General features: G+C 56.3%; 17 protein-coding genes and 1 tRNA gene. 10 read left to right on the forward strand and 8 right to left on the reverse strand.

What is annotated here, in order from left to right; all coding sequences use genetic code 11:
• Window positions 1-13: 13 nt before the first annotated feature.
• The 4 genes from H7846_RS09965 to H7846_RS09980 all read right to left on the reverse strand — a co-directional run bounded on the left by H7846_RS09965 (window position 14) and on the right by H7846_RS09980 (window position 6,046).
• On the reverse strand, window positions 14-688 hold the full coding sequence (locus tag H7846_RS09965) for a trimeric intracellular cation channel family protein (RefSeq protein WP_255460530.1): 675 nt from the start codon (window positions 686-688) through the stop codon (window positions 14-16).
• The gene (locus tag H7846_RS09970) at window positions 685-2,907 is read right to left on the reverse strand and encodes an NHL repeat-containing protein (protein ID WP_255460531.1); all 2,223 of its coding nucleotides are present in this window, start codon (window positions 2,905-2,907) and stop codon (window positions 685-687) included. Before H7846_RS09970 ends, H7846_RS09965 begins: the two co-directional genes overlap by 4 nt.
• A gap of 99 nt (window positions 2,908-3,006) precedes the next feature.
• Complete coding sequence (locus H7846_RS09975) at window positions 3,007-4,014, reverse strand: NAD(P)-dependent alcohol dehydrogenase (RefSeq protein WP_186691808.1); 1,008 nt, start codon at window positions 4,012-4,014, stop codon at window positions 3,007-3,009.
• A 142-nt stretch (window positions 4,015-4,156) separates the two neighbouring features.
• A complete protein-coding gene (locus tag H7846_RS09980) occupies window positions 4,157-6,046 on the reverse strand; it encodes a SpoIVB peptidase S55 domain-containing protein (protein ID WP_186691810.1) in 1,890 nt (629 codons plus the stop codon).
• Between the two features lie 170 nt (window positions 6,047-6,216).
• On the opposite strand from H7846_RS09980, the gene H7846_RS09985 reads away from it, so the two are divergent.
• A complete protein-coding gene (locus tag H7846_RS09985; protein ID WP_186691812.1) occupies window positions 6,217-7,395 on the forward strand; it encodes a VWA domain-containing protein in 1,179 nt (392 codons plus the stop codon).
• Window positions 7,396-7,803: 408 nt separating this feature from the next.
• Here the strand turns inward: H7846_RS09985 and H7846_RS09990 are convergent, their stop codons facing one another.
• Entirely contained in the window at window positions 7,804-8,298 is a 495-nt protein-coding gene (locus H7846_RS09990; protein ID WP_186691814.1) for a DinB family protein, read from the reverse strand.
• A 125-nt stretch (window positions 8,299-8,423) separates the two neighbouring features.
• Here H7846_RS09990 and H7846_RS09995 point away from each other — a divergent pair.
• Window positions 8,424-8,497: transfer RNA gene (locus H7846_RS09995), tRNA-Gln, on the forward strand.
• Between the two features lie 171 nt (window positions 8,498-8,668).
• Here H7846_RS09995 and H7846_RS10000 read toward each other — a convergent pair.
• Genes H7846_RS10000 through mutS form a run of 3 tightly spaced genes read right to left on the reverse strand, consistent with a single transcriptional unit; the run spans window position 8,669 to window position 14,051 of the window.
• Entirely contained in the window at window positions 8,669-10,207 is a 1,539-nt protein-coding gene (locus tag H7846_RS10000) for an ABC transporter substrate-binding protein (RefSeq protein ID WP_255460533.1), read from the reverse strand.
• Window positions 10,204-11,382, reverse strand: a complete 1,179-nt coding sequence (locus H7846_RS10005) for an anhydro-N-acetylmuramic acid kinase (protein ID WP_186691815.1) — start codon at window positions 11,380-11,382, stop codon at window positions 10,204-10,206. The genes H7846_RS10000 and H7846_RS10005 overlap by 4 nt, the downstream gene beginning before the upstream one ends.
• Window positions 11,379-14,051: a DNA mismatch repair protein MutS gene (mutS, locus tag H7846_RS10010; RefSeq protein ID WP_186691816.1), complete on the reverse strand. Its 2,673-nt coding sequence runs from the start codon at window positions 14,049-14,051 to the stop codon at window positions 11,379-11,381. Before mutS ends, H7846_RS10005 begins: the two co-directional genes overlap by 4 nt.
• 80 nt (window positions 14,052-14,131) lie before the next feature.
• Between mutS and ccsA the strand changes: the two genes are divergently transcribed.
• The 8 genes from ccsA (at window position 14,132) to H7846_RS10050 (ending at window position 24,318) form a co-directional block, all read left to right on the forward strand.
• Window positions 14,132-14,944 (forward strand): cytochrome c biogenesis protein CcsA, encoded by an 813-nt coding sequence (gene ccsA / locus H7846_RS10015; RefSeq protein WP_186691820.1) that lies wholly within the window; start codon window positions 14,132-14,134, stop codon window positions 14,942-14,944.
• Entirely contained in the window at window positions 14,941-16,206 is a 1,266-nt protein-coding gene (gene hemA, locus H7846_RS10020; RefSeq protein WP_186691822.1) for a glutamyl-tRNA reductase, read from the forward strand. The genes ccsA and hemA overlap by 4 nt, the downstream gene beginning before the upstream one ends.
• Before the next feature lie 118 nt (window positions 16,207-16,324).
• Window positions 16,325-17,284, forward strand: coding sequence for a FecR domain-containing protein (locus H7846_RS10025; RefSeq protein WP_186691823.1), 960 nt, complete (start codon window positions 16,325-16,327; stop codon window positions 17,282-17,284).
• 97 nt (window positions 17,285-17,381) lie between these two features.
• On the forward strand, window positions 17,382-18,335 hold the full coding sequence (gene hemC, locus H7846_RS10030) for a hydroxymethylbilane synthase (RefSeq protein ID WP_186691824.1): 954 nt from the start codon (window positions 17,382-17,384) through the stop codon (window positions 18,333-18,335).
• Between the two features lie 104 nt (window positions 18,336-18,439).
• Window positions 18,440-20,857 (forward strand): Orn/Lys/Arg family decarboxylase, encoded by a 2,418-nt coding sequence (locus tag H7846_RS10035; RefSeq protein WP_186691825.1) that lies wholly within the window; start codon window positions 18,440-18,442, stop codon window positions 20,855-20,857.
• Between the two features lie 40 nt (window positions 20,858-20,897).
• Window positions 20,898-22,328 carry a sensor histidine kinase gene (locus tag H7846_RS10040; protein ID WP_186691826.1) on the forward strand — a complete coding sequence of 477 codons (1,431 nt, stop codon included), beginning with the start codon at window positions 20,898-20,900 and terminating at the stop codon, window positions 22,326-22,328.
• A 5-nt stretch (window positions 22,329-22,333) separates the two neighbouring features.
• The gene (locus tag H7846_RS10045; RefSeq protein WP_186691827.1) at window positions 22,334-22,762 is read left to right on the forward strand and encodes a response regulator; all 429 of its coding nucleotides are present in this window, start codon (window positions 22,334-22,336) and stop codon (window positions 22,760-22,762) included.
• Window positions 22,741-24,318 carry a hybrid sensor histidine kinase/response regulator gene (locus tag H7846_RS10050; protein WP_186691828.1) on the forward strand — a complete coding sequence of 526 codons (1,578 nt, stop codon included), beginning with the start codon at window positions 22,741-22,743 and terminating at the stop codon, window positions 24,316-24,318. Before H7846_RS10045 ends, H7846_RS10050 begins: the two co-directional genes overlap by 22 nt.
• Window positions 24,319-24,344: the final 26 nt, after the last annotated feature.

Consider the following 24,344-nt stretch of genomic DNA (forward strand, 5'->3'; position numbering starts at 1 on the left):
TTCTCATTCACCTTCACTGCACCATCACTCTCGGCAGATTCCAATGCTGCCACACCGCTACCATTCGTAGCGCAAAGCACACTACAGCTCCGGAGGTCATCACGACCCATCGCGTCAGGTTTAACCGCAGTCCGAGCACAACCACGAACGCTCCGGCAAGCGCGGCAGCTGCATATACATCAGCTTGCAACACTCCAGGAACGCGATTGAGCAGAATGTCGCGGATCGTTCCGCCTCCTACAGCGGTGACGGCGCCCATCAGTACAGAGAGCAGGGGATTGATCCCGAACTCCATTGCCTTTCCCGCGCCTGCAACCGTGAACAAAGCCAGGCCAGCGGCGTCGAGGGTAATCATCAAACCCTGCGGAACCTGTTGAAAGAGCTGATAGAAGAAGAACACCACACCGCCGCCCAGGAAGGCTGTCGCCGGATACCTCCAGTCGCGCACACTGTTCGGTGGAATGGCCCCGATCATCAGATCGCGGAGGAGGCCTCCGCCTAACGCTGTCGTGAAGGCGATGACCAGCAGGCCCAGAATATCCAGCTCGGCCCTGATTGCATCCAGCGCACCCTCGACCGCGAAGACCGCGACTCCCATCAGATCGACCACAAGCAGCAGAAAGTCCGGATGATAGAGATTGAAGCGGCCTACACCGCGTCGTGTACTCTCTTCGACCCCCTCCGTCACCGCACGACCGCCTTTACTGCTGCCATGTTCTCGTAGCGGTCGTAAACCCGCACGGCGATCACATGCTCCTTCGCATCGGCAACAGGAGTTGTCGTCTGCGGAATCTCTGCTGTAAAGTCATACCGCTCCGTCCGAGAATCCGAGACCTGCCCCACCGGCTCCAGGTATTGCCACGGTCCGGCGTCGATGGAATACTCCGCATGAGCAATCGGAGAAGTCGCATCAGACGCCTCCAAGGTCGCGTGAATCTTCTGCTTTGAGCCAGCACTCCCCGGAACAAGGGTTGCAGTCAGCGCACCCGGAACCGGAGGCGTTGTATCCACCACGAAGACCGGGCTGACGCGTTCGCCTTGCAGAGCCTCAGAGTCGGTATGAACCGGAGCGTCACTGGCGACTACCTTTAGTTCATAACCTCCATCCGGCAGCAGGGAAGAGTCGAAGCTGTAGAAGCGTTCGCTGATCTTGTCCTTCAGCAGTCTCCAGTTCTTCTCTCCGACGCCGCGATACCAGACCGCGAAGATCAACTCATCGCCATTGTCATCATGAGCCAGCCATCGCGCTGTCACCGAGTTTTTATCTTTTTGTGCCGTCAAAGGAGCCACGTTTGCATCTGGTTGAAAGCTCATCACCGGCGTCGCACCAGCGGGTTGTGGAAAAGCCACCTGCACCGTCGTATTCTGCGGGGCGCCGCTCCCTTGTGCAATGCGTGCTCCCGGCTGCACAACAATCTCGTCCACCATTGGGGCGACATTACGCGGAAGATAGTTTAGCCCTACGGCATCGATGCCAGCCGCAGCTCCAGAATGGAACACAGCCTTCCACTGTGCATACCGTCCAGGAGGTGCAGTCACAGCTCCATCGCTCCCGATTCGCGTCCATTCGCTCCAGCCCATCAGTGGACTCGGAACATTTCCGCTTCGCACCCACAACTCATAACTTTGCGGATCGCCTTCGGCTCGCGTTTCGACGCGTCCCCACTTGGAGAAAACCTGTGTATCCAAGACCTCGCTCGTATAGGTCGACTCCTTGGCCGCAGCATCCGACAGCCGGAACAGTTTGCCGCTGTTGCTCGTCGCGACCAGCAGACTGTCTCTCGTTACAGCAAACGCCATTCCCTGTGCTGCATCGAGATGCGACACATCCGTAAACTGTCCCGGAGTTGCTATATCCACGCGATAAATTCGTCCGCGATTTCCCGTTGCCGCCAGCAGAGCTCCATTTCTGAAAATAAGCGCGTAGACCACATCGTCTTTCATGCTGAGCAGACGCAGGGGCGTTCCATCCTTAGCGATTCGGTAGATCTCGCTGCCTTCTGGAATTAGTGTGTTCGACCCAGCAGCACTGGAGGATCCAGGCTGCGCAAAGGTGACTGTGATGCCCACATTTCCCGTTACGGGCAAAGGAGGAAGCGGTACCGAGCCCTTCGCTCCGACTCCTGCGGCATATACGTTTCCGCTCTCATCCATCGCCAGCGAGGTGATCTCTCTGCGAGAAGCCGCATATGCTGCAAAGGGTTTAGCTCCGGCTACCTTCGTGTCGATGCGATAGATCACACCGGCACCATCGGACCCCGCCCACAGCGTTCCATCGGGAGCCATCAGGAGGCATCGGATGTGTTGATCCGTCGTTTTCAATAAGACTTCGGCCTTGCCCCCGTTTGCAGGCACACGATATACCGCCGCAGGTGCGCCTGCCGCGACGTACACATCGCCGTTCTTCCCCGTCGCCAATCCCCACAGATACTTCGGCTTCTCCTCAGTAGTCGCTGGATCGAAGATGACCGTTCCCGAAGCCGCTCCCGCTGGAACGCGATAGACCTTTCCATCAGGCGAAGTCGCCGCCAGTACTGAGCCATCTGGAGCAACAGCGAGCGCCTGCACCGCCAGCTCCTTCGTCTCCAGAATCTTCTCTGCCTTTCCATCCGCAGCAACGCGCATCACGACGCCGGATCCTGCCGTACTTCCTCCCAGGCCAAGATAGGCATTCCCACTCCGATCGCTGGCAAGCGACCACGCATAGCTCTTGCCCGAGTCATAGACCTGCGACTTCGCTGGGCCGGCCTCGAGGCGTCCATCGCTTCGGATCGCTACACCATCCGCCGTGCCGCGTTCCATCGCGTCATATCGATCGACAGACCAGAGCTTCGTACCCTGCGCCTGCATCGCCCCCGCCAGCACCACCGGCACAAGACATCCGAGAACCAAAGACCGTTGCATCATCGTTGACCTGAGTCTAAAGCAGGGAAGCCTCTCAAAAAAATACGAGAGCCTAATGCTCTCGTATTCATTCGTACGTTCCGTGAAAATCAGCGGTCGTTCTCAGTTCGTCAGAACTGCACGATACCGCACCTGGTTCTTCTTGACTCGAGCCACAGCTTCATTGGCTTTTGCCATATCAAAGGACTCTGTAATCGCCCTTACGCCATGACGGGCAGCGACATCCAGCATCTCGTAGAGGTCCTTTGGGCTTCCCGTCGATGAACCCGAAACCGTCCGCTGCCCTCCAATCAGAATCGGCACTTGCAGCTGCATCGCCGACGGCGGAGCGCCTAGCATACACAGCACCCCATTCGGACGTAGTGCTTGAAGATACGCGGACCAATCTTGCTCTGCATTCACGGTCGAAAGTAGCAGGTCAAAGCCCCCGGCGACCTTCTTGAGGGCCCCTGTGTCCCGTGTATTCACAAAGTGATGGGCCCCGAGCTCTCGGGCCTCAACCTCTTTATCTTTCGAGGAGGAGAACGCTGTCACCTCGGCTCCAAACGTTCGTGCAAACTGGATGCCCAGATGGCCCAGGCCGCCGATTCCGATGATGCCTATCCGAGACGAAGGCCGAACCCCATAGTTGCGCAAAGGGGCATAAACCGTAATCCCGGCGCACAGCAGGGGAGCTACATTCTCTCCGTCCAGATTTTTCGGCAGAGGAATGGCAAACCTCCAGTTCACGCGAATCTTGTCGGCAAAGCCTCCATTCCGTCCTACGCAAGTCGGCTGCGCTAGGGGACACATATGCTCGTTGCCGCTTCTGCACCACTCGCAGATCCCGCAGCTGTCCGCCTGCCAGCCTACCCCGGCCCGCTGCCCCACTGAGAGGTTGCGCACTTCCGTGCCAACGGCAATCACCGTACCGACGATCTCGTGTCCTGGAATAAACGGATACTGACTGGTTCCCCAGTCGTTGTTAATCAGGTGAAGATCGCTGTGACATACCCCACAGTGCGAGATCCTGATCTCCACCTCATTGGCTTTCAGCTCGCCCGGATCGAACTTGTATGGCAACAATTGCGCGCCAGCCGCATGCACAGCGAGGCCTTGAATCTCACTCATTCAGAGTCCGTATCCTTTTCGCGCACGGCTTCTGCGCCGCGCAGTGGTTTGATGCTACATCATCGCTGTATGGAAAAGCGTTTTCTCAGCACCTTCTCGATAGATTCGAAGTGAATCTCTATAAGCACTTAGCGAATATATCCTACCGAATCGTAAGATGCAGGATCTGGGCCCCGCTCACTGCGTCTCCTGTAGTTACAGAAGCAGCCTCAACGACGCTCTCTCCATTCAGATTAATCCGCTGCGAATCCTTGAGCGGACCCAGCACATTCGCCATCGACAGAGGAATTCCCGGCAGCGTGGCTCCTTCTAAAGCTGCCTGCGCTTCTTGGCTGAGTAACGTTACATAGATTCGATTGTTCGCGTGAAGCCGATTCATCTGGTCGATCGCATCCGCGAGTCCAACCGAACGATTTGCAGAGCTGCTGGAAGCAAGCAGACGATCCACGGTCGCGCCATCACTCACCAGCACCCGAAGCGTCCCGCGATTCAGGTCGGCAGGCAACTTAACCTTCAGGCGTACCAGCCTCGGCTCAGCCTGGTACGGTCGCAAGGTCACTTCGGTGTCGATGGTATCGCCCGCACGAGCTTCCAGAACTCCCAGCCTCGCAGATTCCAGTACGGCCGTCCTGCGTTCCGAAACCCCTTCCATCTTCAGCTTCACGCCTGTAATCGTTGGTTGATCGAGTGGGTTTCCATAAACCTTGCTGAAGCGGTCGTTCACGAACAGTGCGGCATTGATGGCAGCGGGATTCAGATCGCTCTGCGTAATCATTCCGTCCAGATGAACGGGAACATGTCCTGCAACGCCGATCTCGCCGGTCAGCCGGTAGCTCATTTCCGCTGCAGCGGAGTTTGTTCCCTGAAGACTCTGGTACACCGAAACCAGCATCGCTGAAGGAGTCAGCTGGCGATTATCCAGCACCTCGAAGTGAAAGTTTTTTTGCTTCGTCGTCGAGACCGCTGTTCCAGATGTAGCAGGTTGCTCAATCTCAACCGACACTGGAATCATCCGCGCCTTCTCACCAAACCGGCCCATAATCGCCGATGCGCGGTCCTCCGTAAACGCTCCTACAGTCTCTGTCGTATTCACGATCTTGAAGGCATTCAGCGGAGAGGGAAGTGTTGCCACCACAGTCGCCTTTGTCATCGGCATGTCTACCGGGCCGTACTGCGTAATCGGATGTCCGCAGGCCAACAGCCTCGTCGAATCGACGTACGTCACCGTGCACGTGCCTGCAACCGATAGATCACCCCGCACCAGCACGGCACTTACTGCCGAACCCGGCACCAGAGGCTCAGGCTGCGCCGCCGTTGTGTCCGCGCTCCCCAGCCCCGCCACCGGGGTCATCCCCATCTCGCGGAACCGGTCTCCAAACAGTTGGACCGTCTCCTGGCTGAACCCACTGAAGACCAGCGGCGTTTCCATCGCCTGCATCTGCAAGTCGTTGCTCGCATTGATGGCAGGCTTGTCTGCCATGCTCGCCGATGTGTCGTTCTGCCTTGCACCTCGGGCCGATGCAGGAAGCACTGCGCCATCCCTGACTTCCAGCATCTGCTCAATGGGTGTGATTCCGGCGATCGGCTCTTTACTGAATTGCCCGATCCGGTAGCTCAACGCGCCAACCAGTCTGCCGTCGATGTATACCGGACTTCCGCTCATTCCGGCCACCACCCCGGTAAACTCCGGCTTCGTTCCGTGCAAGCGCGCCAGAATCATGTCGCGTCCTGGCCCGAGTGAGTCCTTCAAGACCCCCAGTATCTCAACCCGCATCGGCTCCGGGTTGACCCCCTCAAAGACGGTATAGGCGACTCCCCACATCCCCTTCTTGAGGTCCGCTAAAGGAAAGATCTTCGTCTCGCCCGATCCTCCCATTGCAGCAGCTGCTGTTGGCGGCAGTGGAGCAGTCTCCGTCGCCGCAATTGCAGCAGTTGAACTTGTGCTCTGGGCAGAAACAGGTAAACCGGCACCGATCGCCCAACCCACCACTCCAAGACCAATCGGCAGCCAACGCGTCTTTCTCTTCTTCATCACGTCTACAAGACTAGAGCTTGCTCTCCGGCAATGCCAGCGGAGATCAGGTTCAAGACTTTACCCTTCAACATGAGGTTCCGTTCGTTCGACGTTTGGCCGTCTTGGAGGTTCTTCTCATCTTCCCTATGGCCTGCGGCATCGTCCAAAAGAACGGAGTACATTTGCAGATGATGAACTCTTTGGCTCGAACTCTTCGTAAAGCTCCTATTCTGCTTGTCTTCCTGGGTTTACTGTTCACATCAGGGGTAACGTTTGCACAAGCCAGCCAGCAGCAGACTCCGCCATCGCAACAGCCCGCCGATGACTCTGCTGGCCCACAGACCGACTCTGGACCTATCGTTATCAAAAAGAAGAAGGAAGGCGAAGAACCTCCCCCTGCTCCAGTCGCCCCTCCTGAGCCCAAGATCAAGAATCCCAATAACGAGACCTACTCGTTACGGGTCGATGTTCCCATCGTCAATCTCGATGTCAATGTCATCCTGGACAAAACCCATCAGTTCGTCCCCGGACTTAAGAGCGGAAACTTCCTGGTTCTGGAAGACGGCGTTCCTCAAACGATTACCAGCGTTCGCATGGCCCAGACTCCAATCACTGCTGTGATGCTGCTTGAGTTTGCCGCGAACAGCTACTATTTCATCCGCGACATGCAGAACGCCTCCGTCAGCTTCTTCAATACGCTGCGTCCGGATGACTACATCGCCGTCATCACTTACGACCTCCGTACCCACATCCTCACTGACTTCACCAATAACAGACAGGTCGTTGGTGATGCGCTCTCCTCGTTGATCATTCCAGGCTTCTCCGATACCAACGTCTTCGACGCGCTGTACGAAACCCTTGACCGTGTCAGCCGTATTGAAGGTCGCAAATACATCATCCTGATTGGGACCGGCCGCGACACCTTCTCCAAGATCACCCTCGACAAGATGCTTGCCAAGATCAAGGCGACTCCCAACGTCACGATCTTCACCATCGGAACCGGTGCCCTGGTCCGCGAACTTGCCGATGCGCGGGGCTACATGGGCCCCATCACCCGCATGGATTATCTCCAGGCGGAAAACCAGATGAAGACCTTCGCCCAGATGACCGGAGGCCTCAGCTTCAACCCAATGTTCCAGGGGGCTCTGCCTGACATCTTCTCTCAGATCAACGACTCCATCCGTAACGAGTACGTCCTGACCTATCGGCCGACCAACACGAAAAACGACGGTTCCTACCGGCACATCCAGGTCAAGCTGGTCGACAACGAAGGCCACCCATTACAGATGCAGGACGAAAAGCATAAATCGCTCAAGTACTCTGTCATCGCCCGCGACGGCTACCAGGCTAAGCGCGAAGTGGAGTAGGCCACTTACAAGCCGCTACGACAGTGGATCGAGCCGTACGACAACAGTGGATCTAGAAAAGTGTCATCCTGAGCGAAGTTTGAGCGCGTTCTTTAGCGCTCCAAACGAAGTCGAAGGATCTGCGGTTCAAAACCACCGAACTTCTTACCCGTGTCATCTCGACCGAAGGCCGGACTAGCACGCCCCGAGCGAGTCGAGTGGGGAGAAATCCTCGTATTTCTTGCGCGCCGTCAAGTCGTTATTCTTATAAGTGCCATCAAGTCAATCACTTCTAAATGCAGATTCTTATCTCTAGCTTGTTAAAATAGAAATAGGGAAGTTCTGAGCGATCTTAAAACCTCCCTTGCAATGAAGTACGAGCCTAAGTCATATCTTTCGAATACTTTGCGCAGTAAACGGGGGAGGGGGCTACCGGGGCCTCGGCATCGTCAGATCCAGATCGGTCCGGCACATTTGTTTGGTCAGCAGAATGATCTGCCCTACATGCTGCTGCACGTGCCCCACTACCTGGTAGATTGCATCGAGCTTCGTTACGTCCCGCCCCTGCGGAGTTGTCCTCTCGACCAGCTTCTCTGGAGGAAGTGAATCGATAATTCCACGAGCCTCCTGCACGGTCTCGTTCCATAAACGAAGTAGCTCGGCACCGGTCGTACCGCCATCGGCGCTGAACTCTTGGTCGCGGGTGCGAACGTCCGCCACTCCGCCGACGCCATGCATGATCCACTGCCGCATATTGCCGCAGAGATGCAGAACCAGATTGCCGACTGCGTTCTCATGCGCCCCGTGCCGCTCCCAGATTTGCTCGTCTGAAAGTCGGTTCATACAGTTTGTAAGATAACCACTCATCTGCTCGAGTTTTGTGCTCGAGTGGCGAAGAAACAAAATACCGATCTCGTTGCTCATGTGTGCATTGTAGATCGCAAACATTGACCGAAACGCGCGCAGCCCTTACACTCAAAAGAGTTGGAAGTCAGCACGGAATTGCAGCCTAAAGGCAGGCGAATCGTGCGACTCCTTCGCTAACCTGTTGCCCCCTCGTTCAATGGTAGGACAGTCGGCTCTGAACCGATCAATCGGGGTTCGAATCCCTGGGGGGCAACCATAAATGATTGGCGCGCGGTATTCGTCAGGGGTTCGAATCCCTGGGCAATCGATCAAATCTTCAGAACCAATGCCGTCATTCTGAGCCGAGCATCGCGAAAGTGAAAAATCCCTGTTTTGTCTTCGGTTGTCATACCGCACCCGAGCGACTCCGAGGGTAAGGGATCTGCTTTTACTGCTTCACCGTAACCTCGCGCAGATAATCAAAGGTGCCTGAACCCTTCGGCTTTACGCCCTCGATCCGCCGCGAATGAACGACTTCGTTGTTTGGATACCACAGCGGAATCCCCGGCAGGTCTTCCGCCAGGATCTGCTGTACCTCGACATACTCCGCTCGACGCTTAGCCTGGTCCGTCTCTGCTGCGGCAGCTTTCAACAAAGCATCGACACGAGGATTGGAATAACGTCCTCGGTTCGCTCCCTTTGGCGGGAATGCGCTCGACCCATAGGTGTAGCGGAAGATATCGGGATCCTCATTAGATCCGATCCAGCGCAGTGCATACATCTGGAACGCGCCGCGCGTCACATCCGAATAGAACGTCCCGAACTCCGCCGAGCGAAGCTCAAGCCGGATTCCGGCCGAACGAAGTTGCTGTTGCAACACCGTGGCCATGAGCCGTGTCGTCTCGTCCGTTGAGGTCTTCAGCGTAATGCGCAGGCGAACACCATCTGCTCCGCGATGAAACCCAGCTTCGTCAAGCAGCTTTTCGGCGCGTGCCACATTATGCGGATACTGTGCGAGCTCGTTTCCCTTGGCTGCGGCCCAATGCTCTGCCGGTAGCAACGTGTCCGCCAGCTTCGCCTGCCCACGCCAGATCGCATCCACGATCGCCTGTCGGTCCATAGCACAGGCAATCGCCTGGCGCACTCTTCGGTCGTGCAGCACCGGATCGGTGACGTTGAAGTTTGTATAGATCACAACCGAGCTTTGTCCCGATTCGATCTTCAAATTTGGAGCTTGTTCCAACGAATGGAGCTGATCGAAGGTTAGTACATTGCTCGCAAGGTCAGCCGACCCCTTTCGCAGTTCAAGCGCGCTGGTAATCGCATCCGGAACCACCGTGAACCGTACTCCCGCGATCTTCGGCGCTCCGGCCCAATAATCAGGGTTGCGAGCAACGATGACTTCCTTGTCCTGCACCGCACTCACAAAGCGAAACGGTCCCGAACCGATGGGACGCAAACCAAAGTCTCGCCCTGCTCCTCGCGGAACAACGCCAAACAGGCCATCGCTCATATTGAAGAGCAGACCCGCATCAGGATGCTTCAGATGAATCGTCAGCGTGAGCCTGTCGCGTACATCGACGCGATCGACCGAGGAGAAAGCACCTGCCTTGGCAGTGATCAGCGTTCCGTCGATCATGCTGCGGATCGTCCAGGCAACGTCCTCTGCCTCCAGCGGACGTCCATCATGGAATCGCACACCATCGCGCAGATGAATCACCAGCGTGACAGGGTCAAGTTGTTCCCAGCTTGTAGCGAGCCAGGGCTGCAAATTGTAGTGATCGTCCTTCTTAACCAGAGCATCGAAGATCAGGCCGCCCACGCGTTCGGACTGTGCATCCGTTCCTTGGCGCAGATCGAGGTTATTCGGGCTGCTCTCGATGATCATCACAACAGTCTGTGGGTCTTCAACACGGCGATGACACCCTGTCAGAAATCCTGCGAGGATCAACACAAGCAGGAAGGGATGGAGGCGTGGTCCGCTCATCCACGCGTTACCTTACCCAGAATGACTGGTCGGGGAGCACCCGTAGCACTCGGCACATTCCCCGACAGGCCATTCCAGGTCAACCACGCCATCAACGCGAACGCCACGCCTTCCTTGGCTTGTGTTGGTATGCCAAGTTCTTCGGTGGTGCGGATGCGGACTCCCAGCGGCTCGAGCCCCGAGCGCAACATCGTCATCAGGGTTTCATTCTTTGCTCCGCCACCTGCAACGACATACTCTACGCCGCGCGCCATTGGAGCCTTCTGGCCAAGATGTGGCCACACAAATCTCCGGTACGCATCGAGGATCGACTCCGCTGACAGCGCCGTTGCAGTGGCGATGATATCGGCATCTTTCGCACCAACCTTACGGCACAACGAAATGAAGTGATTCACGAATTTTTCGCCGTATTCCTCTCGTCCACAGCTCTTTGGCGGCAGGGCAGAGAAGTAAGGTTGCTTAAGAAACGGATGGATCACCTGCTGGATAACTTTGCCACGCTTCGCTATAGCGCCGTTACGGTCGAAGGGCTTGCCGTAAAAACGCTCCATGCAGGCATCGATCACCATATTCGATGGGCCGGAATCGAAGGCAAGCAGGTCGTCGATGGAAGCTCCTGCCGGAATCGCTGTCATATTTGCAATACCGCCGAGATTCTGAAGCACGCGATTGACCTTCTCCGAGCGAAACATCACGTAGTCGAGAATCGGAACCAGCGGTGCGCCTTGTCCTCCCGCAGCAAGATCCGCGGGACGGAAGTCGCTGACAACGGGAACTCGCAGTTTCTCGGCAATCACCGATGCCTCGCCAAGTTGCCATGTACACCGTATTGGTCTGCCGAGGTACTTCAAAGCCGCGCCCTGATGATAGATCGTCTGTCCATGGCAACCGACAAGAGCAACCTTAATCCCGAACTGTTGAGCAGCGCGTTCGACTGCGCCGGCGTACACTTCGCCGAGTCGCCAATTGAGTCGCGATAGATCTGCAACCGAGGCGTCCTTCGCATCCATCACAGCCAGTACTGCATTGCGCAAAGGCTTGGGATAGCGAAATCCGGCAGCTCCGATCAGCTTGATGCGTGGTGTTCCGTTCTTCTTCGCTGAAGGCATAATCCGGCAGAGTGCAACGTCCACACCATCGGCAGAGGTCCCGCTCATGACGCCAGCCACGATCATCCCTTGAGCTCCTTTTGCAGTTCGGCTAACAGGTTCAGCGCTTCGCGCGGAGTCAGGTCATCGACAGCAATCTCAGCGATGCGATCAACGATCCGCTGCGAGAGCGGAGTAAACATCGTCATCTGCAATGCGGGGGAGTGATCAGAAGCCGCTTCACGCACTTGTTGGCTCTCGGCCCTCTCATGGAGCTTCAAAACCTCGCGGGCCCGCGAGATGACTGCCGCAGGAAGGCCGGCAAGTCGCGCCACCTCGATACCATAGCTCTTGTTCGCTGGTCCTGCCTCGACCGAGTGCAGAAAGACGATGCCTCCTGCGGTCTCTTTAACCGTGACTCGCAGGTTCTTCAGCCGCTCGAGCTTGTCAGCGAGCAGTGTCAGTTCGTGATAGTGCGTAGCAAACAGCGTGCGTGCGCCGATACGGTCATGTAGATGCTCGACCGTGGCCCAGGCGAGCGACAGTCCGTCGTAAGTCGCGGTTCCTCGTCCCATCTCGTCCAGCAGAACGAGTGATCGGTTTGTCGCAGAGTTCAAGATGGCCGCTGTCTCGGTCATTTCGACCATAAAGGTTGAACGACCTCGAGCTACATTGTCACTCGCGCCGATGCGCGTGTAGATGCGATCCACCAATCCCAGACGCATCTGTTCGGCCGGAACGAAGCATCCGCACTGCGCCATGATGACGAGCAGCGCCGTCTGCCGCAGATAGGTGCTCTTACCTCCCATGTTCGGACCGGTGATCAGCAGCACGGAAGGACCAGCATCGGCATCTAGATGCACGGAGTTGGGAACAAACCTGCCTACACCGGATTCCTCCAATCGTTGTTCAACTACGGGATGGCGCGCTCCGATGAATTCCAACAAACCACTTGTTTCGACAGCGGGGCGTACCCATCCACGCAGAGAAGCGAGATGCGCAAAACAAGTCAGCAGATCGATCTCCGCCACACGTCGCGCTGTTTCTCTCATTCGAGGAGCAGCATCCAGAAGCTGACGGCGCAGCTCATTGAAGAGTCTTCGCTCGATCTCACCGCTTCGCTCCTGAGCAGTCAGAATCTTCGTCTCGTAGTCCTTCAGTTCCGGTGTCGTAAATCGCTCAGCGTTGACGAGAGTTTGTTTGCGCTCGTAATCCGAGGGCACAGCCTTCGCGTTTGCCTTGGTAACCTCGATGTAATAACCGAAGACATTATTGAACCGTACCTTGAGCGAACTGATGCCTGTGCGTTGTCGCTCTCGCTCCTCGATAGCCGCCAAAGCCTGTCGTCCGCTGCGGCTCAGTTCACGCAGCTCATCCAGATCGGCATTCACTCCGGAGCGAATGACTCCTCCGTCGGCCAGCGAAACCGGTGGTTCATCAGCGATTGTTTTGGCGATCAATGTGTGAAGGTCTTCAAGGGTGTCGAAGCCATTAGCCAGCGCACTCCATTTTGGAGCCTTAAATTGCTTCACCGAAGTAAGCAAGCCTGGAAGGCACTGGAGTGTCGCTCCCAGGGAAACGACTTCGCGCGGCCCCGCCGAGTCCAAAGCAATCCGTCCTAATAATCGCTCCAGGTCGAGCAGACCATTCATAGCCTGTCGCACATCTTCACGCCGCCGAAGGTCGCTTACCGCCTCTGCTACCGCCTCAAGTCGCGCCTCAATCTCAGTCAGATCGCTGGATGGTCGAAGTAGCGTCGCACGTAGCAGCCGTTTGCCCATCGGAGTGCAACAGGCATCCAACGTGTAGAAGAGCGTCGTCTGCTGCGTCTCTCCAGAAAAGAGTGGCTCGACCAGCTCCAGATTACGAACACTTACCGCATCCAGTTCCAGACAAGACGACCGCTCGTAATAGCGCAGGCCGTCAACATGCTCCAAACCGCCCTGTTTCGTCGCACGCATGTAGTGCAACAGAGCGCCTGCCGCGATTCCGGCCATTTCGTGACCCGCGAGTCCTAATCCATCGAGAGAATGAACACGGAAGTGATTACGCAACAAAGGAAGAGCATGATCCGATGTGAAGACCCACGCCTCAAGTGGCGTTTTCGTCCGGATAGCCTCAAGCGTCCCGGAGCTTTCTTCAACAGCCTCCCCTGCAAGATTGACTCCTCCAAACAGCCCCGAGCCATAAAGCAGCTCAACCGGCTTTACGCGGCCAAGCTCATCGGAGGCCTGGAGCCATGCATTTGCGCCGGAAAACTCGGTCGCACGAAACTCACCGGTTGAAAGATCGAGTAGAGCGATGCCGCAAACGGTAGAAGCATTCAATCCTGTTACGGCGATGCTGGCCAGATAGTTACTCTGTTCGGCTCCAAGAGAAGGATCGAGCGCGGTTCCCGGAGTCAAAACGCGGGTCACCTCGCGTTTGACCACTCCTTTGGCCTGCTTAGGGTCCTCCATCTGGTCGCACATGGCCACCCGATAGCCCTTGCGCAGCAGCCGTTGAACATAACCCTCTGCCGCGTGGTAAGGAACTCCACACATGGGGACGCTCTTGGCCTTATCCCGTGCCGTCAGGGCTAGTTGCAGCTCGCGGGCGGCAACCACGGCATCTTCAAAAAAGAGCTCATAGAAGTCGCCCATGCGGAAGAAGAGCAGAGTATCCGGATGTGCTTCCTTTGCTGTGCGATACTGCCGCATTGCCGGCGTAAGGGTCGCCAGGTCTGCACTCAACGCTTGTACTGTCTCCTGTGTCATTCGAGAAGGCTCAGGATATCGCACCCCGGCCCCTCGGGCCTTTCCACAACCCGATATACTGAAGATTCAGGCTTTCCATTATGTCGTTGCTCTGGCTCAGGATCGCAGTTTTGCTCTACGGTGTTGCCGCGCTCGCGGTATTGCCGGCTGCTCTCTATGACCGGCCACGGTGGAACAAGATCGCCATCCCGGCAGCGATAACCGGGTTGTTTTTTCACTTTGTTTCCCTGGTCGAAATGCTGAATGCCGCCCATCATCGGCTGCCAGTCGATACTCACGAGACACAGGGAATGCTCGGGCTGCTGCTGGCAGGAGCATTTTTGCTGGTCTACTGGCGTTACCGAACCGTCTCGCTTGGCGTCTTTGTCCTGCCGATCTCCTTTTTGCTTGGCCTGGTTCCCGCGTTTCGTCCCGGTCAAGAGGCTGCGCCTTTTCCGCAGTTTCATACGATCTGGATCTTTCTACACATCGCACTGCTGCTCGCGGCCTATGCAGCGCTGCTGCTCTCTCTCCTGTCTTCAGTGCTGTATCTCATTCAGGAACGGGCCCTGAAATCCAAGCACACTCCGGGAGCATCCTGGTTGCCGCCGCTCGAAACCACGGATCAGATCGCACTTCGCTCGTTGCTCTTCGGTTTGCCTTGCATGACAGCTGGCTTGTTGATCGGTTCGCTGATCGCACAACAGACAATCGGCCCATCGTACTTCCTCGATCCCAAAGTGCTGCTCTCCTTCGCTATGTGGCTGGCTTATGTCGCCATGATCTATATCCGGCGGCACTCCGGTCTGCGCGGACGTCGGGCGATTTACCTCTCCGGTTTTGTTTTTCTTGTTGTCCTCGCCGTATGGTCGGCGAATCAATTCTCTGTAGTCCACAGGTTCACGACGCCATGAGCCAGAACCAAAATCTCGTGTTGATTGGCGTAAACCACACAACTGCTCCCGTCGAGGTTCGGGAGCGATTAGCGATTCCGGCCGGTCGGTTGGCTGATGCGATACGGAGCCTTGTTCACCACCCGGGAATCCGCGAAGGGATCATCCTCTCAACCTGCAACCGTGTCGAACTGTTGACCGTGCAGGAGAATGGCTCAACAACTCAAGCGAACCTGCTTCAGTTCCTTCAGGACTACTTTGCTGTTCCACCGGCATCCATTACGCCTCATCTTTATGAATACCGCGAGCGAGAGGCCGTGCGGCATCTCTTTCGCGTTGCCAGTTCGTTGGACTCGATGGTCGTTGGCGAACCACAGATCCTTGGCCAAGTGAAAGAGTCTTACACTGTCGCCCGCGAAGTAGGAGCCGTTTCCAACTCGCTTGACCCGTTGATTCAACGTGCCTTTACCGTCGCCAAGAAGATTCGCTCCGAGACGCAGATCGGATCCAGCTCGGTTTCCATTGCCTCAGTCGCGGTCGACCTTGCGCGAAAAATCTTTGGCACACTTCAGGGGAAAACGGTCCTTCTGGTCGGGGCAGGAAAAATGTCGGAGCTTGCCGCCCGCCATCTGATCCAGCAGGGCGCTTCCAACATCCTGGTCACCAACCGGACCTTCGAGAGAGCTGAGAGAATCGCGCAGCTGTTCGACGGACAAGCCATCCCTTTCGAGACACTCTACGAGCAGGCTGCGCGGGCAGACATCGTAATCACCTCTACGGGCGCCCCTCAGAAACTCTTTCTTCGCTCTCACGGACAACAGTTTCTATATACCCGTCGAAATCGGCCCATGTTCTTCATTGATATCGCTGTGCCTCGCGATATTGATCCGAAGATGAATGAGATCGAAGGCTGTTTTGTTTACGATATCGACGATCTTCAACAGGTTGCCGCCGCCAACCTGGCAGACCGCAGCCGTGAAGCCGCAGCAGCGGAGACGATTGTTACTCAGGAAGTGGAGAAGTACGAGCAGCGCGTTCAATCTCGCGGTGCTGTTCCCGCTATCCTCGCTCTGCAACAGAATGCCGAGGTGATACGCGAGGCGGAGATGGCTCGTGCCGCCAAACGCCTCAATGGATTGACCGATGAGCAGCGGGAAGCTGTCGAGGCGCTCACGCGTTCACTGACTGCCAAACTGCTGCATCCTCAGTTGACCGCGTTGCGACAGGCTGCTAAATCCCGCGAAATTCCGGAAGAGAATGGCAACAGTCAAGCCTCGAAGTGACAACACGAAAAATAGAGGATTGTTGCGGTAGTCAAACCCGGATAAGTCTTTTATTACCATTACTTACACATGTATCTTTCAACCATGTTGAGCGTCTAATCCCTAGAGGTTTAAGAATATGCCACGGTTGAAAACATCTCTACTCTCCTTGGCGACCCTGGGTGCACTCTCCTTTGGTCAGATTCTGTATGGACAAAATGTAAATACGGCTGGTCCAGGGACATTGAATTACATCGAGGGGCAGGTCAATATCGATGGCCAGCAACTTGATTCCCAGTCTGTAGGAAAGACACAGCTCACGAATAACCAGTCGATCTCGACCGAAAACGGCAAGGCGGAGATTCTGCTTACACCGGGAGTCTTTCTACGGCTTGGAGCAAACAGCACAGTGGAGATGATCTCTCCATCTCTTACAAAGACTGAAGTCAGGTTGGTGCAGGGGCGGGTCAATGTTGAAGTCGATCAGCTCTATCCGCAGAACCTTCTTTTGATCGACGTGCCCAATGGTCAGGCGCACCTGACGAAGAAGGGCCTCTACGGCTTCGATACGGGGAACTCCACCATCCGTGTCTTCGACGGCGAAGCCCAGGTCTATCCCGGCGCTGATCTCAACACCAATATCAAACCAATCACAGTGAAGGGCGGGCGGGAGCTTGCGTTGGACGGAGAACCCGGCAAAACGCAGAAGTTCGATCGAGATAGTGCCAAAGATGACCTTTACAACTGGAGCAGTCTGCGTTCGCAGTATCTAGGTGAAGCCAACGCAAATTTGGCAGAATCGTATGCCGCTTCCGCCAGCTTTTACCCGGGCTGGTATTGGGCAGGATGGCCTTACGGCTATACATGGCTTCCGGGGAGCGGTCTATACTCGAGCCCATTCGGATATGGCTTCTACTCGCCGTACTACTACCGCGTGTATGGTCCGGGCTTCTACGGTTCTCCTTACGGATGGTACGGAAGACCCTATGGCGGTAGTTACCGTGGAGGTGTAGTGGTCACCCGTCCTTCAGGCGGCTTCAGCGGTGGAGTCGGTGGGTTCCATGGCGGTGGTGGTTTCCACACCGGCGGACGTCGTTAGATTCATTGTGCTCTGTAAGGAAAGAAGGCGAGCTAAGCTCGCCTTCTTTTTTGTGCGGCACAATTCTCACCGCAAAATCTCGTATTCTTAAAGAGCAATGTCTACCCCCATCCGGATCGGTTCCCGCGGCTCCCAGTTAGCGCTCTGGCAGGCCAATCATATTCTCGAAGCACTACGCTCTGCCGGGCATGACGCTGAGATTGAAGTCATTCGAACGACGGGTGACCGCATGCAGCAGGCGAGCTTTGTTCCTCCAGCGAATGTGGACGGGAAAGGCATCTTTATCAAGGAGATTGAAGAGGCCTTGGCTGAGGGACGAATCGATATTGCAGTGCACTCCCTCAAAGACCTTCCAACTAAGATTTCTCCGCGTTTTACCCTCGCAGCGATCCCAAAGCGGGCCGACGCTCGCGACGTTTGGGTCTGCGAGACCTACTGGGCGCTTCACACGCTTCCGCTGGGCGGACGTATCGGGACCACCAGTCCACGCCGCAAGGCGCAGCTGTTGGCGATGCGGCCCGATGTGGAGTTTGTGGATGTGCGAGGCAATATCGATACACGTCTGAAGAAGCTTGCAGCCGGGGAGTGCGACGCTCTCGTGCTTGCGGCCGCAGGATTGGATCGGCTCGATCGCGCGGAGTGGGTTCATCACAGGTTCTCTCCCGATGAGCTCTGTCCGGCTCCCGGACAGGGCGCTCTCGCCATTGAAACCCGCAGCGAATCGCATCCTCTGGATGAAGCCAGGGATCGCATGATCCGGCAAACCATCGCCATGCTGAATCATGTTGAGACTCGCTTCTGCGTCGAAGCCGAACGGATCGCTCTCGATGCTCTCGGCGGCGGATGTTCGCTTCCCATTGGTGTGCATTGTGTCCCGGAGTTCGAGCGTTGGCGTGCCTTCGCTCAGGTCATTGCTCCAGACGGAGAATCCATGGTGCAAATCGACACTGAAATGCCACTCTCCACGGACGCCGAAACGCTCGGGCAGTGGATTGCCGATGATCTCAAATCGCGAGGAGCCATGGAGCTGCTTGCCTCTTCTACTTTCTAATTTTTAGGGCAGCATCCGTTGTTTTCAAAACCTTGGTGGATGTTTGACATTCTTGTGCGTCAAATCGCTATACACTGCTTAATCGTTGGGGTTGTGAGGTCGAGTTGAACGAAGGTCGCTGGGTACTGTTGATTGCAAGTGAAGTGGGTGGAACGGATTCGGTCTCGGACCGCGCAATGGAGCGTCTGGTCGATGCCATCCGCGAAGAAGGCTACGAGGTGATCCGGACCTCCACGCCTGAGGATGGTCTGTCTCTTGTGACCTCCGATCCTTCGTATTCGGCCATTTTGCTCGATTGGGATCTCGAAGGCGAAGGGCAGTTCGACGAGCGCGTCGCCCTGATGGTGTTGCGCGCCGTGCGCCATCGCAACAAGAAGGTCCCGATCTTCCTGATTGCCGACCGTACTCTCGTCAGCGAGCTTCCCCTCGAAGTGGTCAAGCAGGTTCACGAATACATCCACCTCTTCGGTGATACTCCTGCCTTCATCGCCAACCGCGTCGACTTCGCCGTCGAGCGCTATCACGAGCAACTTCTTCCGCCGTACTTCCGTGAGTTGAAGAAGTACACCGACCAGGGAGCTTACTCCTGGGACGCACCCGGTCACATGGGCGGCGTAGCTTACCTGAAGCATCCCGTCGGCATGGAGTTCCAGCGCTTCTTCGGAGAGAACCTTCTTCGCTCGGATCTTGGTATCTCCACAGCCCAGCTTGGCTCATGGCTCGATCACCTCGGGCCTCCAGGAGAGTCCGAACGCAATGCCGCGCGTATCTTTGGAGCAGACTGGACCTTCTACGTTCTCAGCGGTTCTTCGACTTCGAATCAGATCGTCGGCCACGGCGTTATCGCGCAGGATGATATCGTTCTCGCCGATGCCAACTGCCATAAGTCCATCTGCCACTCACTAACCGTTACCGGAGCGCGACCTGTCTATATGAAGCCCACCCGGAACGGCTACGGTATGATCGGCCTCGTTCCCCTGAAGCGCTTCAGCCCAGAGTTCATTCGTGGTCTCATCGATCGCAGCCCGCTGACGAAAGGTGTCGAGAACCAGAATCCGACCTACGCTGTCGTCACCAACTCCACGTACGATGGCCTCTGTTACGACGTCAATCGTGTCGTCGAGGAGCTTTCGAAGTCCGTGCCTCGTGTTCACTTTGACGAAGCCTGGTATGCCTACGCGAAGTTCCACAAGATCTACCGTGGCCGCTTTGCGATGGACGTTCCTGACGACATGCCCGACCGCCCAACGATCTTCTCGGTTCAGTCAACCCACAAGATGCTGGCGGCGTTCTCGATGGGCTCGATGGTTCATATCAAGCTCAGCCCACGGGCTCCATTGGAATTCGACCAGTTCAATGAATCCTTCATGATGCACGGTACGACCTCGCCGTTCTATCCACTCATTGCATCGCTCGATGTCGCCGCAGCCATGATGGACGAACCCGCCGGGCCCACCTTGATGTACGAAACCATTCAGGATGCCATCAGCTTCCGCAAAGCGATGAGCTCAGTGGCCCATCGCCTGCGTTCCGCTGAAAACGGCGACGGATGGTTCTTTCGCCTCTTCCAGCCCGATATGGTTACCGATCCAGCTACCGGAGAGAAGTATGTCTTTGAAGAGACACCAGACGAGCTCCTCGGCTCAAATCCCGGTTACTGGACACTGAAGCCAGGCGAAGACTGGCACGGCTTCCAGGACGACGATATCGCCGACGGATACTGCATGCTTGACCCCACCAAGGTCACGATCCTGATGCCGGGTGTGAACGCACAGGGAACCGTTAGCGAGTGGGGGATCCCCGCCGCCATTCTCACAGAGTTCCTCGACTCCCGCCGCGTCGAGATCGCACGTACCGGTGACTACACCGTCCTTGTGCTCTTCTCTGTCGGCACCTCGAAAGGAAAGTGGGGATCTCTGCTCGAAAACCTCTTCGAGTTCAAGCGCCTCTACGACAGCGAGGCCCCACTCGAAGAAGCTCTGCCGGAACTGGTTGCTAAGTATCCTCAACGCTATCGCAACGCTACCCTCAAAGAGCTCTCTGACGAGATGCACGCTGCGATGATCGAGCTCAACCTGCCTACGCTCGTAGGCGAGGCCTGCGACGAGGACTTCGATCCTGTCCTCACCCCCTCGCAGACCTATCAGAAGCTGCTCCGTAACGAGACAGAGAAGATTCGCTTTACCCAGATGCCCGGTCGAATCGGTGCTGTCATGCTCGTTCCGTATCCTCCGGGAATCCCCATGTGTATGCCAGGCGAACGGCTCGGTGGACCGGAAAGCCCGGTCATCCGTCTCATCCTCGCCACCGAACAGTTCGGCAAGCGCTTTCCCGGATTCGAACGCGAGGTCCACGGTATCGAAGTCGACGAGCAGGGCAACTATTGGATGAGGGCTGTCATCGAAACTCCTGGCCAGGTACGCAATGGGAACAGCAACGGAAATGGAAAGGTGCATCCTCCTAGCGCGGCTCCGCCCGTAAAAAAGTCCCGGCGCTCTCAACCGCGGCAAAACTCAGAGTAGGCCTGCTCCGGCTGCTTGATTGGAACAATAAACGGACCGCATGAAATCAAGGCCCAGTCGGCTCCTCATCCCTGCGCTTCTCGTGCTTGCTGCCATCGTGGTGGCGCTTAATGCGTGGTTCGGCTTTCGTGCCATCCAATCATTGCACGATAGCGAATACTGGGTAGCGCATACCTGGCAGGACATCAACCAGGTCGAAAGCATCATGGGCTCTGTCAAAGATGCGGAGACAGGAAGCCGCGGCTATCTCATCAGCGGCGACGAGGCTTATCTTGAGCCCTATACGATCGCTACTCGCGAGCTGCCCGAAAAACTGAATTACTTCGCTGAACTGACTTCAGACAATCCCTCTCAGGGGCAACGTCTGGTAGAGATGCGTGCTGTTTTAGAGGAACGACTTAACCTGTTGCAGCAAGGAATCGATCTTCGTCATCAGAGTGACCGCGAAACCGTTCGCACGTTGGTGCTTAGCGGAACGGGAAAAGCTGAGATGGATCACCTGCGTCGCATCGCCGATGACATGGAAGGCGAAGAGCGCAGGCTTCTTGCGATTCGTACCGCAACAGTAGACGACGACAACCGGCGCGCGCACTACATCATCGCTCTTGCCAGCGCGCTCGACCTTCTCTTCATCGTCTTCCTCTTCCGCAGCTTCGCCATTGAACGACAGATGCGATATGTTGCCGAACTCGATGCAGAGCGCCTGACGCTTGCGCAAGCCGAAGCCGAACGACATGCCGAAGAATCCAGAATTTTGAACGAGACGCTGGAGCAGCGAGTGAAGGACCGCACCAGGGAACTCGAGTCCATCAATCATGAACTCGAGGCGTTCAGCTACTCTGTCTCGCACGATCTGCGAGCACCTCTTCGTACGATCGACGGTTTTTCATTGGCTCTTGAAGAGGACTATCGGGATGCCGTCGACGCAACGGGAAGGGACTATATCCAGCGCATCCGCAGCGGTGTTCAGCGCATGGGCCAGTTGATCGATGCGTTGCTCCAGCTTTCGCGCATCACCCGCGCCGAGATTACTCGCCAGTCATTCAATATCAGCTATCTTGCAGAATCGGTCGCATCCGCCCTGGTCGAAGAGAACAGTGGCAACAGGATTACATTTCAGATTGAGCCTGATCTTCAGGCCGAAGGTGATCCCAGGCTGGTGCGTATCGCACTCGAAAATCTCCTGGGGAATGCGGTGAAGTTCAGTTCGAAGAAGCCGGAGATTGCAATCCAGTTTGGCCGGGATCGTGAAAAGAACGCGTGGTTCATCCGCGATAACGGAGCCGGGTTCGACATGTCCTATGCCGACAAGCTCTTCAATGCATTCAACCGCCTTCACGGCGACAAGGATTTTCGCGGTTCGGGAATTGGCCTTGCAACTGTCGCTCGTATCATCCATCGCCATCACGGCAGGGTCTGGGCACACAGCGAGGTCGGCAATGGCGCGACCTTCTGGTTTACGCTAGGATGATGGGGATGACAGATGCAACCAAGTTGATTCTTCTTGTGGAAGACGATCCCGATCACGAGTTGCTGGCCATTCGGGCGCTCCGCAAATCGAATATCGCAAATGACATTCGAGTCGCGCGAGACGGAGAAGAGGCGATTGAACTACTTTTTGGCGAAAGTGCCATCTCTCCGCAGGTTATTCTGCTCGACCTCAAGCTTCCCAAGCTCGATGGGCTTGAGGTGCTGCGCCGAATTCGAGAGGGAGAAGCAACCCGTTATCTTCCTGTTGTGATCCTCACCTCTTCCGATGAAGAGCGGGACCTCGTGCGGAGTTATCAGCTCGGTGTCAATAGTTACATTCGCAAGCCGGTCAATTTCAACGACTTTGCTGAAGCTACCCGGCAGCTTGGCATGTACTGGCTGGTACTGAACGAATGTGCGCCGCAAATCACATAGCTTCAAACCGACTTCGCGTTCTCCTCGTCGAAGATAATCCAGATGACGCCTTCCTGCTGGATCGTCATCTCAGACGGAATGGCTATGCCCCAGAGATGATCCGCGTCGAAACCGAGCCTGAGATGCTGCAACAGCTTCAGCAGGTTGAGCTTCCCGATATCGTTCTTGCGGATTACAACCTTCCCAGTTTCAGCGGCCCTGCCGCGCTCAAGCTGCTTCACTCTACCGGATTCGATATTCCTTTCATCATGTTCTCCGGTGCCGTCTCTGAGGAAACGGCCGTTAACTCCATGCGCTCCGGTGCCCATGACTATGTCTCCAAGCAGAATCTTGCTCGCCTGATCCCCGCTATCGAGCGCGAACTGGCTGAGGCGGCAACCCGCAGAAACAGTCGAATCGCGGAACGCGCTCTCAAAGCGAGCGAAAACAGATTTCGCTCCCTGGTCGAAGCGCTCCCCCTGGGACTGCTCATCAGCGATGCCTCCGGTAAGATCGTCTATGCCAACCGTGCGATCGAACGTCTCCTGGGGCAGATCAATGGCAAGCCGCTGCTGCACGAGCTTACTCTCTCCGATATCTCTCCCTTGCTTTCCGAGCACCTCAAAAGCCTCGTCTTCACTCCGGTAAACTCAGAACCTTTTGAGGTCTCTTTTTCTCGTGCTGACGGTGCGTCGGTCGAAGCGCTCATCGGAATGTCGGTACTCGATCCTGAGTCGACCAACGGAGATCGCCAGATCGCGATCTTTGTTGCGGACCTTTCCTTGCAAAAGAGAAGCGAAGAGATCATCCGTCAGACCGAGAAGCTAGCCGTCGCAGGCCGCCTTGCGGCCTCCATCTCGCATGAAATCAACAACCCTCTTGAGGCAGTAACAAATTGCCTCTACCTGCTCGCCCAGTCCGATCTCCCCGGCGATGCCCGCCACTATCTCGACCTCGCCCAGCAGGAGCTCAACCGCGTCAGCCAGATCACTGTTCAAACCCTGCGGTTCTATCGCTCCTCTACCCGGCCTGCCCAGGTCGATCTGCATGAACTGGTTGATACCGTCCTTCTTCTCCTTGATTCGCGCATCCGCCAGATGGAGATTCGAGTGGTCTGCGATCTCCGCGCCAGCTCCACCCTCATGGCGCATGACGGCGAACTCCGACAGGTCATCGCCAATCTCATCAGCAATGCGATGGATGCCATCTCCGATGGAGGACAAATCACAATTCGAAGCCGTTCCACGAGGAACTGGTATCTCAATCGCGAGGGCATCTCACTCACCATCGCCGATAACGGTATCGGAATCGGAGAATCTATCCGCAATCGGATCTTCGAACCATTCTTCTCAACCAAAGGCATCACAGGTACCGGTCTCGGACTGTGGATCTCGAAAGAGATTATTGCCAAGCATCATGGCAGCATTCAGGTTCGCTCCCGATGTATGGCTTCCGGCCGCCCCACAGGCACAGTCTTTCGTATCTTTATTCCCATCCAGCAGGATGCCTCCCCAGACCGTGCCGTCCCGGAAGAGAACCATTGCAAGCTCGAAGGTCTTCGTTCACTCTCCGGTTAATCGCAATAGCCCTCCGTCTGTGCCTA

The organism is Edaphobacter sp. 4G125, assembly GCF_014274685.1.
Classification (GTDB): Bacteria; Acidobacteriota; Terriglobia; order Terriglobales; family Acidobacteriaceae; genus Edaphobacter.

Coding starts and splice junctions, on each gene's coding strand:
- H7846_RS10000 (WP_255460533.1), bottom strand. CDS start 10,207: ATGAGCGGACCACGCCTCCATCCCTTCCTGCTTGTGTTGATCCTCGCA.
- H7846_RS09975 (WP_186691808.1), bottom strand. CDS start 4,014: ATGAGTGAGATTCAAGGCCTCGCTGTGCATGCGGCTGGCGCGCAATTG.
- hemA (WP_186691822.1), top strand. CDS start 14,941: ATGAGCCAGAACCAAAATCTCGTGTTGATTGGCGTAAACCACACAACT.
- H7846_RS09980 (WP_186691810.1), bottom strand. CDS start 6,046: ATGAAGAAGAGAAAGACGCGTTGGCTGCCGATTGGTCTTGGAGTGGTG.
- H7846_RS10050 (WP_186691828.1), top strand. CDS start 22,741: ATGTGCGCCGCAAATCACATAGCTTCAAACCGACTTCGCGTTCTCCTC.
- H7846_RS09970 (WP_255460531.1), bottom strand. CDS start 2,907: ATGATGCAACGGTCTTTGGTTCTCGGATGTCTTGTGCCGGTGGTGCTG.
- H7846_RS09990 (WP_186691814.1), bottom strand. CDS start 8,298: ATGAGCAACGAGATCGGTATTTTGTTTCTTCGCCACTCGAGCACAAAA.
- H7846_RS10025 (WP_186691823.1), top strand. CDS start 16,325: ATGCCACGGTTGAAAACATCTCTACTCTCCTTGGCGACCCTGGGTGCA.
- hemC (WP_186691824.1), top strand. CDS start 17,382: ATGTCTACCCCCATCCGGATCGGTTCCCGCGGCTCCCAGTTAGCGCTC.
- ccsA (WP_186691820.1), top strand. CDS start 14,132: ATGTCGTTGCTCTGGCTCAGGATCGCAGTTTTGCTCTACGGTGTTGCC.
- H7846_RS10005 (WP_186691815.1), bottom strand. CDS start 11,382: ATGATCGTGGCTGGCGTCATGAGCGGGACCTCTGCCGATGGTGTGGAC.
- H7846_RS10045 (WP_186691827.1), top strand. CDS start 22,334: ATGACAGATGCAACCAAGTTGATTCTTCTTGTGGAAGACGATCCCGAT.
- H7846_RS10040 (WP_186691826.1), top strand. CDS start 20,898: ATGAAATCAAGGCCCAGTCGGCTCCTCATCCCTGCGCTTCTCGTGCTT.
- H7846_RS09985 (WP_186691812.1), top strand. CDS start 6,217: ATGATGAACTCTTTGGCTCGAACTCTTCGTAAAGCTCCTATTCTGCTT.
- mutS (WP_186691816.1), bottom strand. CDS start 14,051: ATGACACAGGAGACAGTACAAGCGTTGAGTGCAGACCTGGCGACCCTT.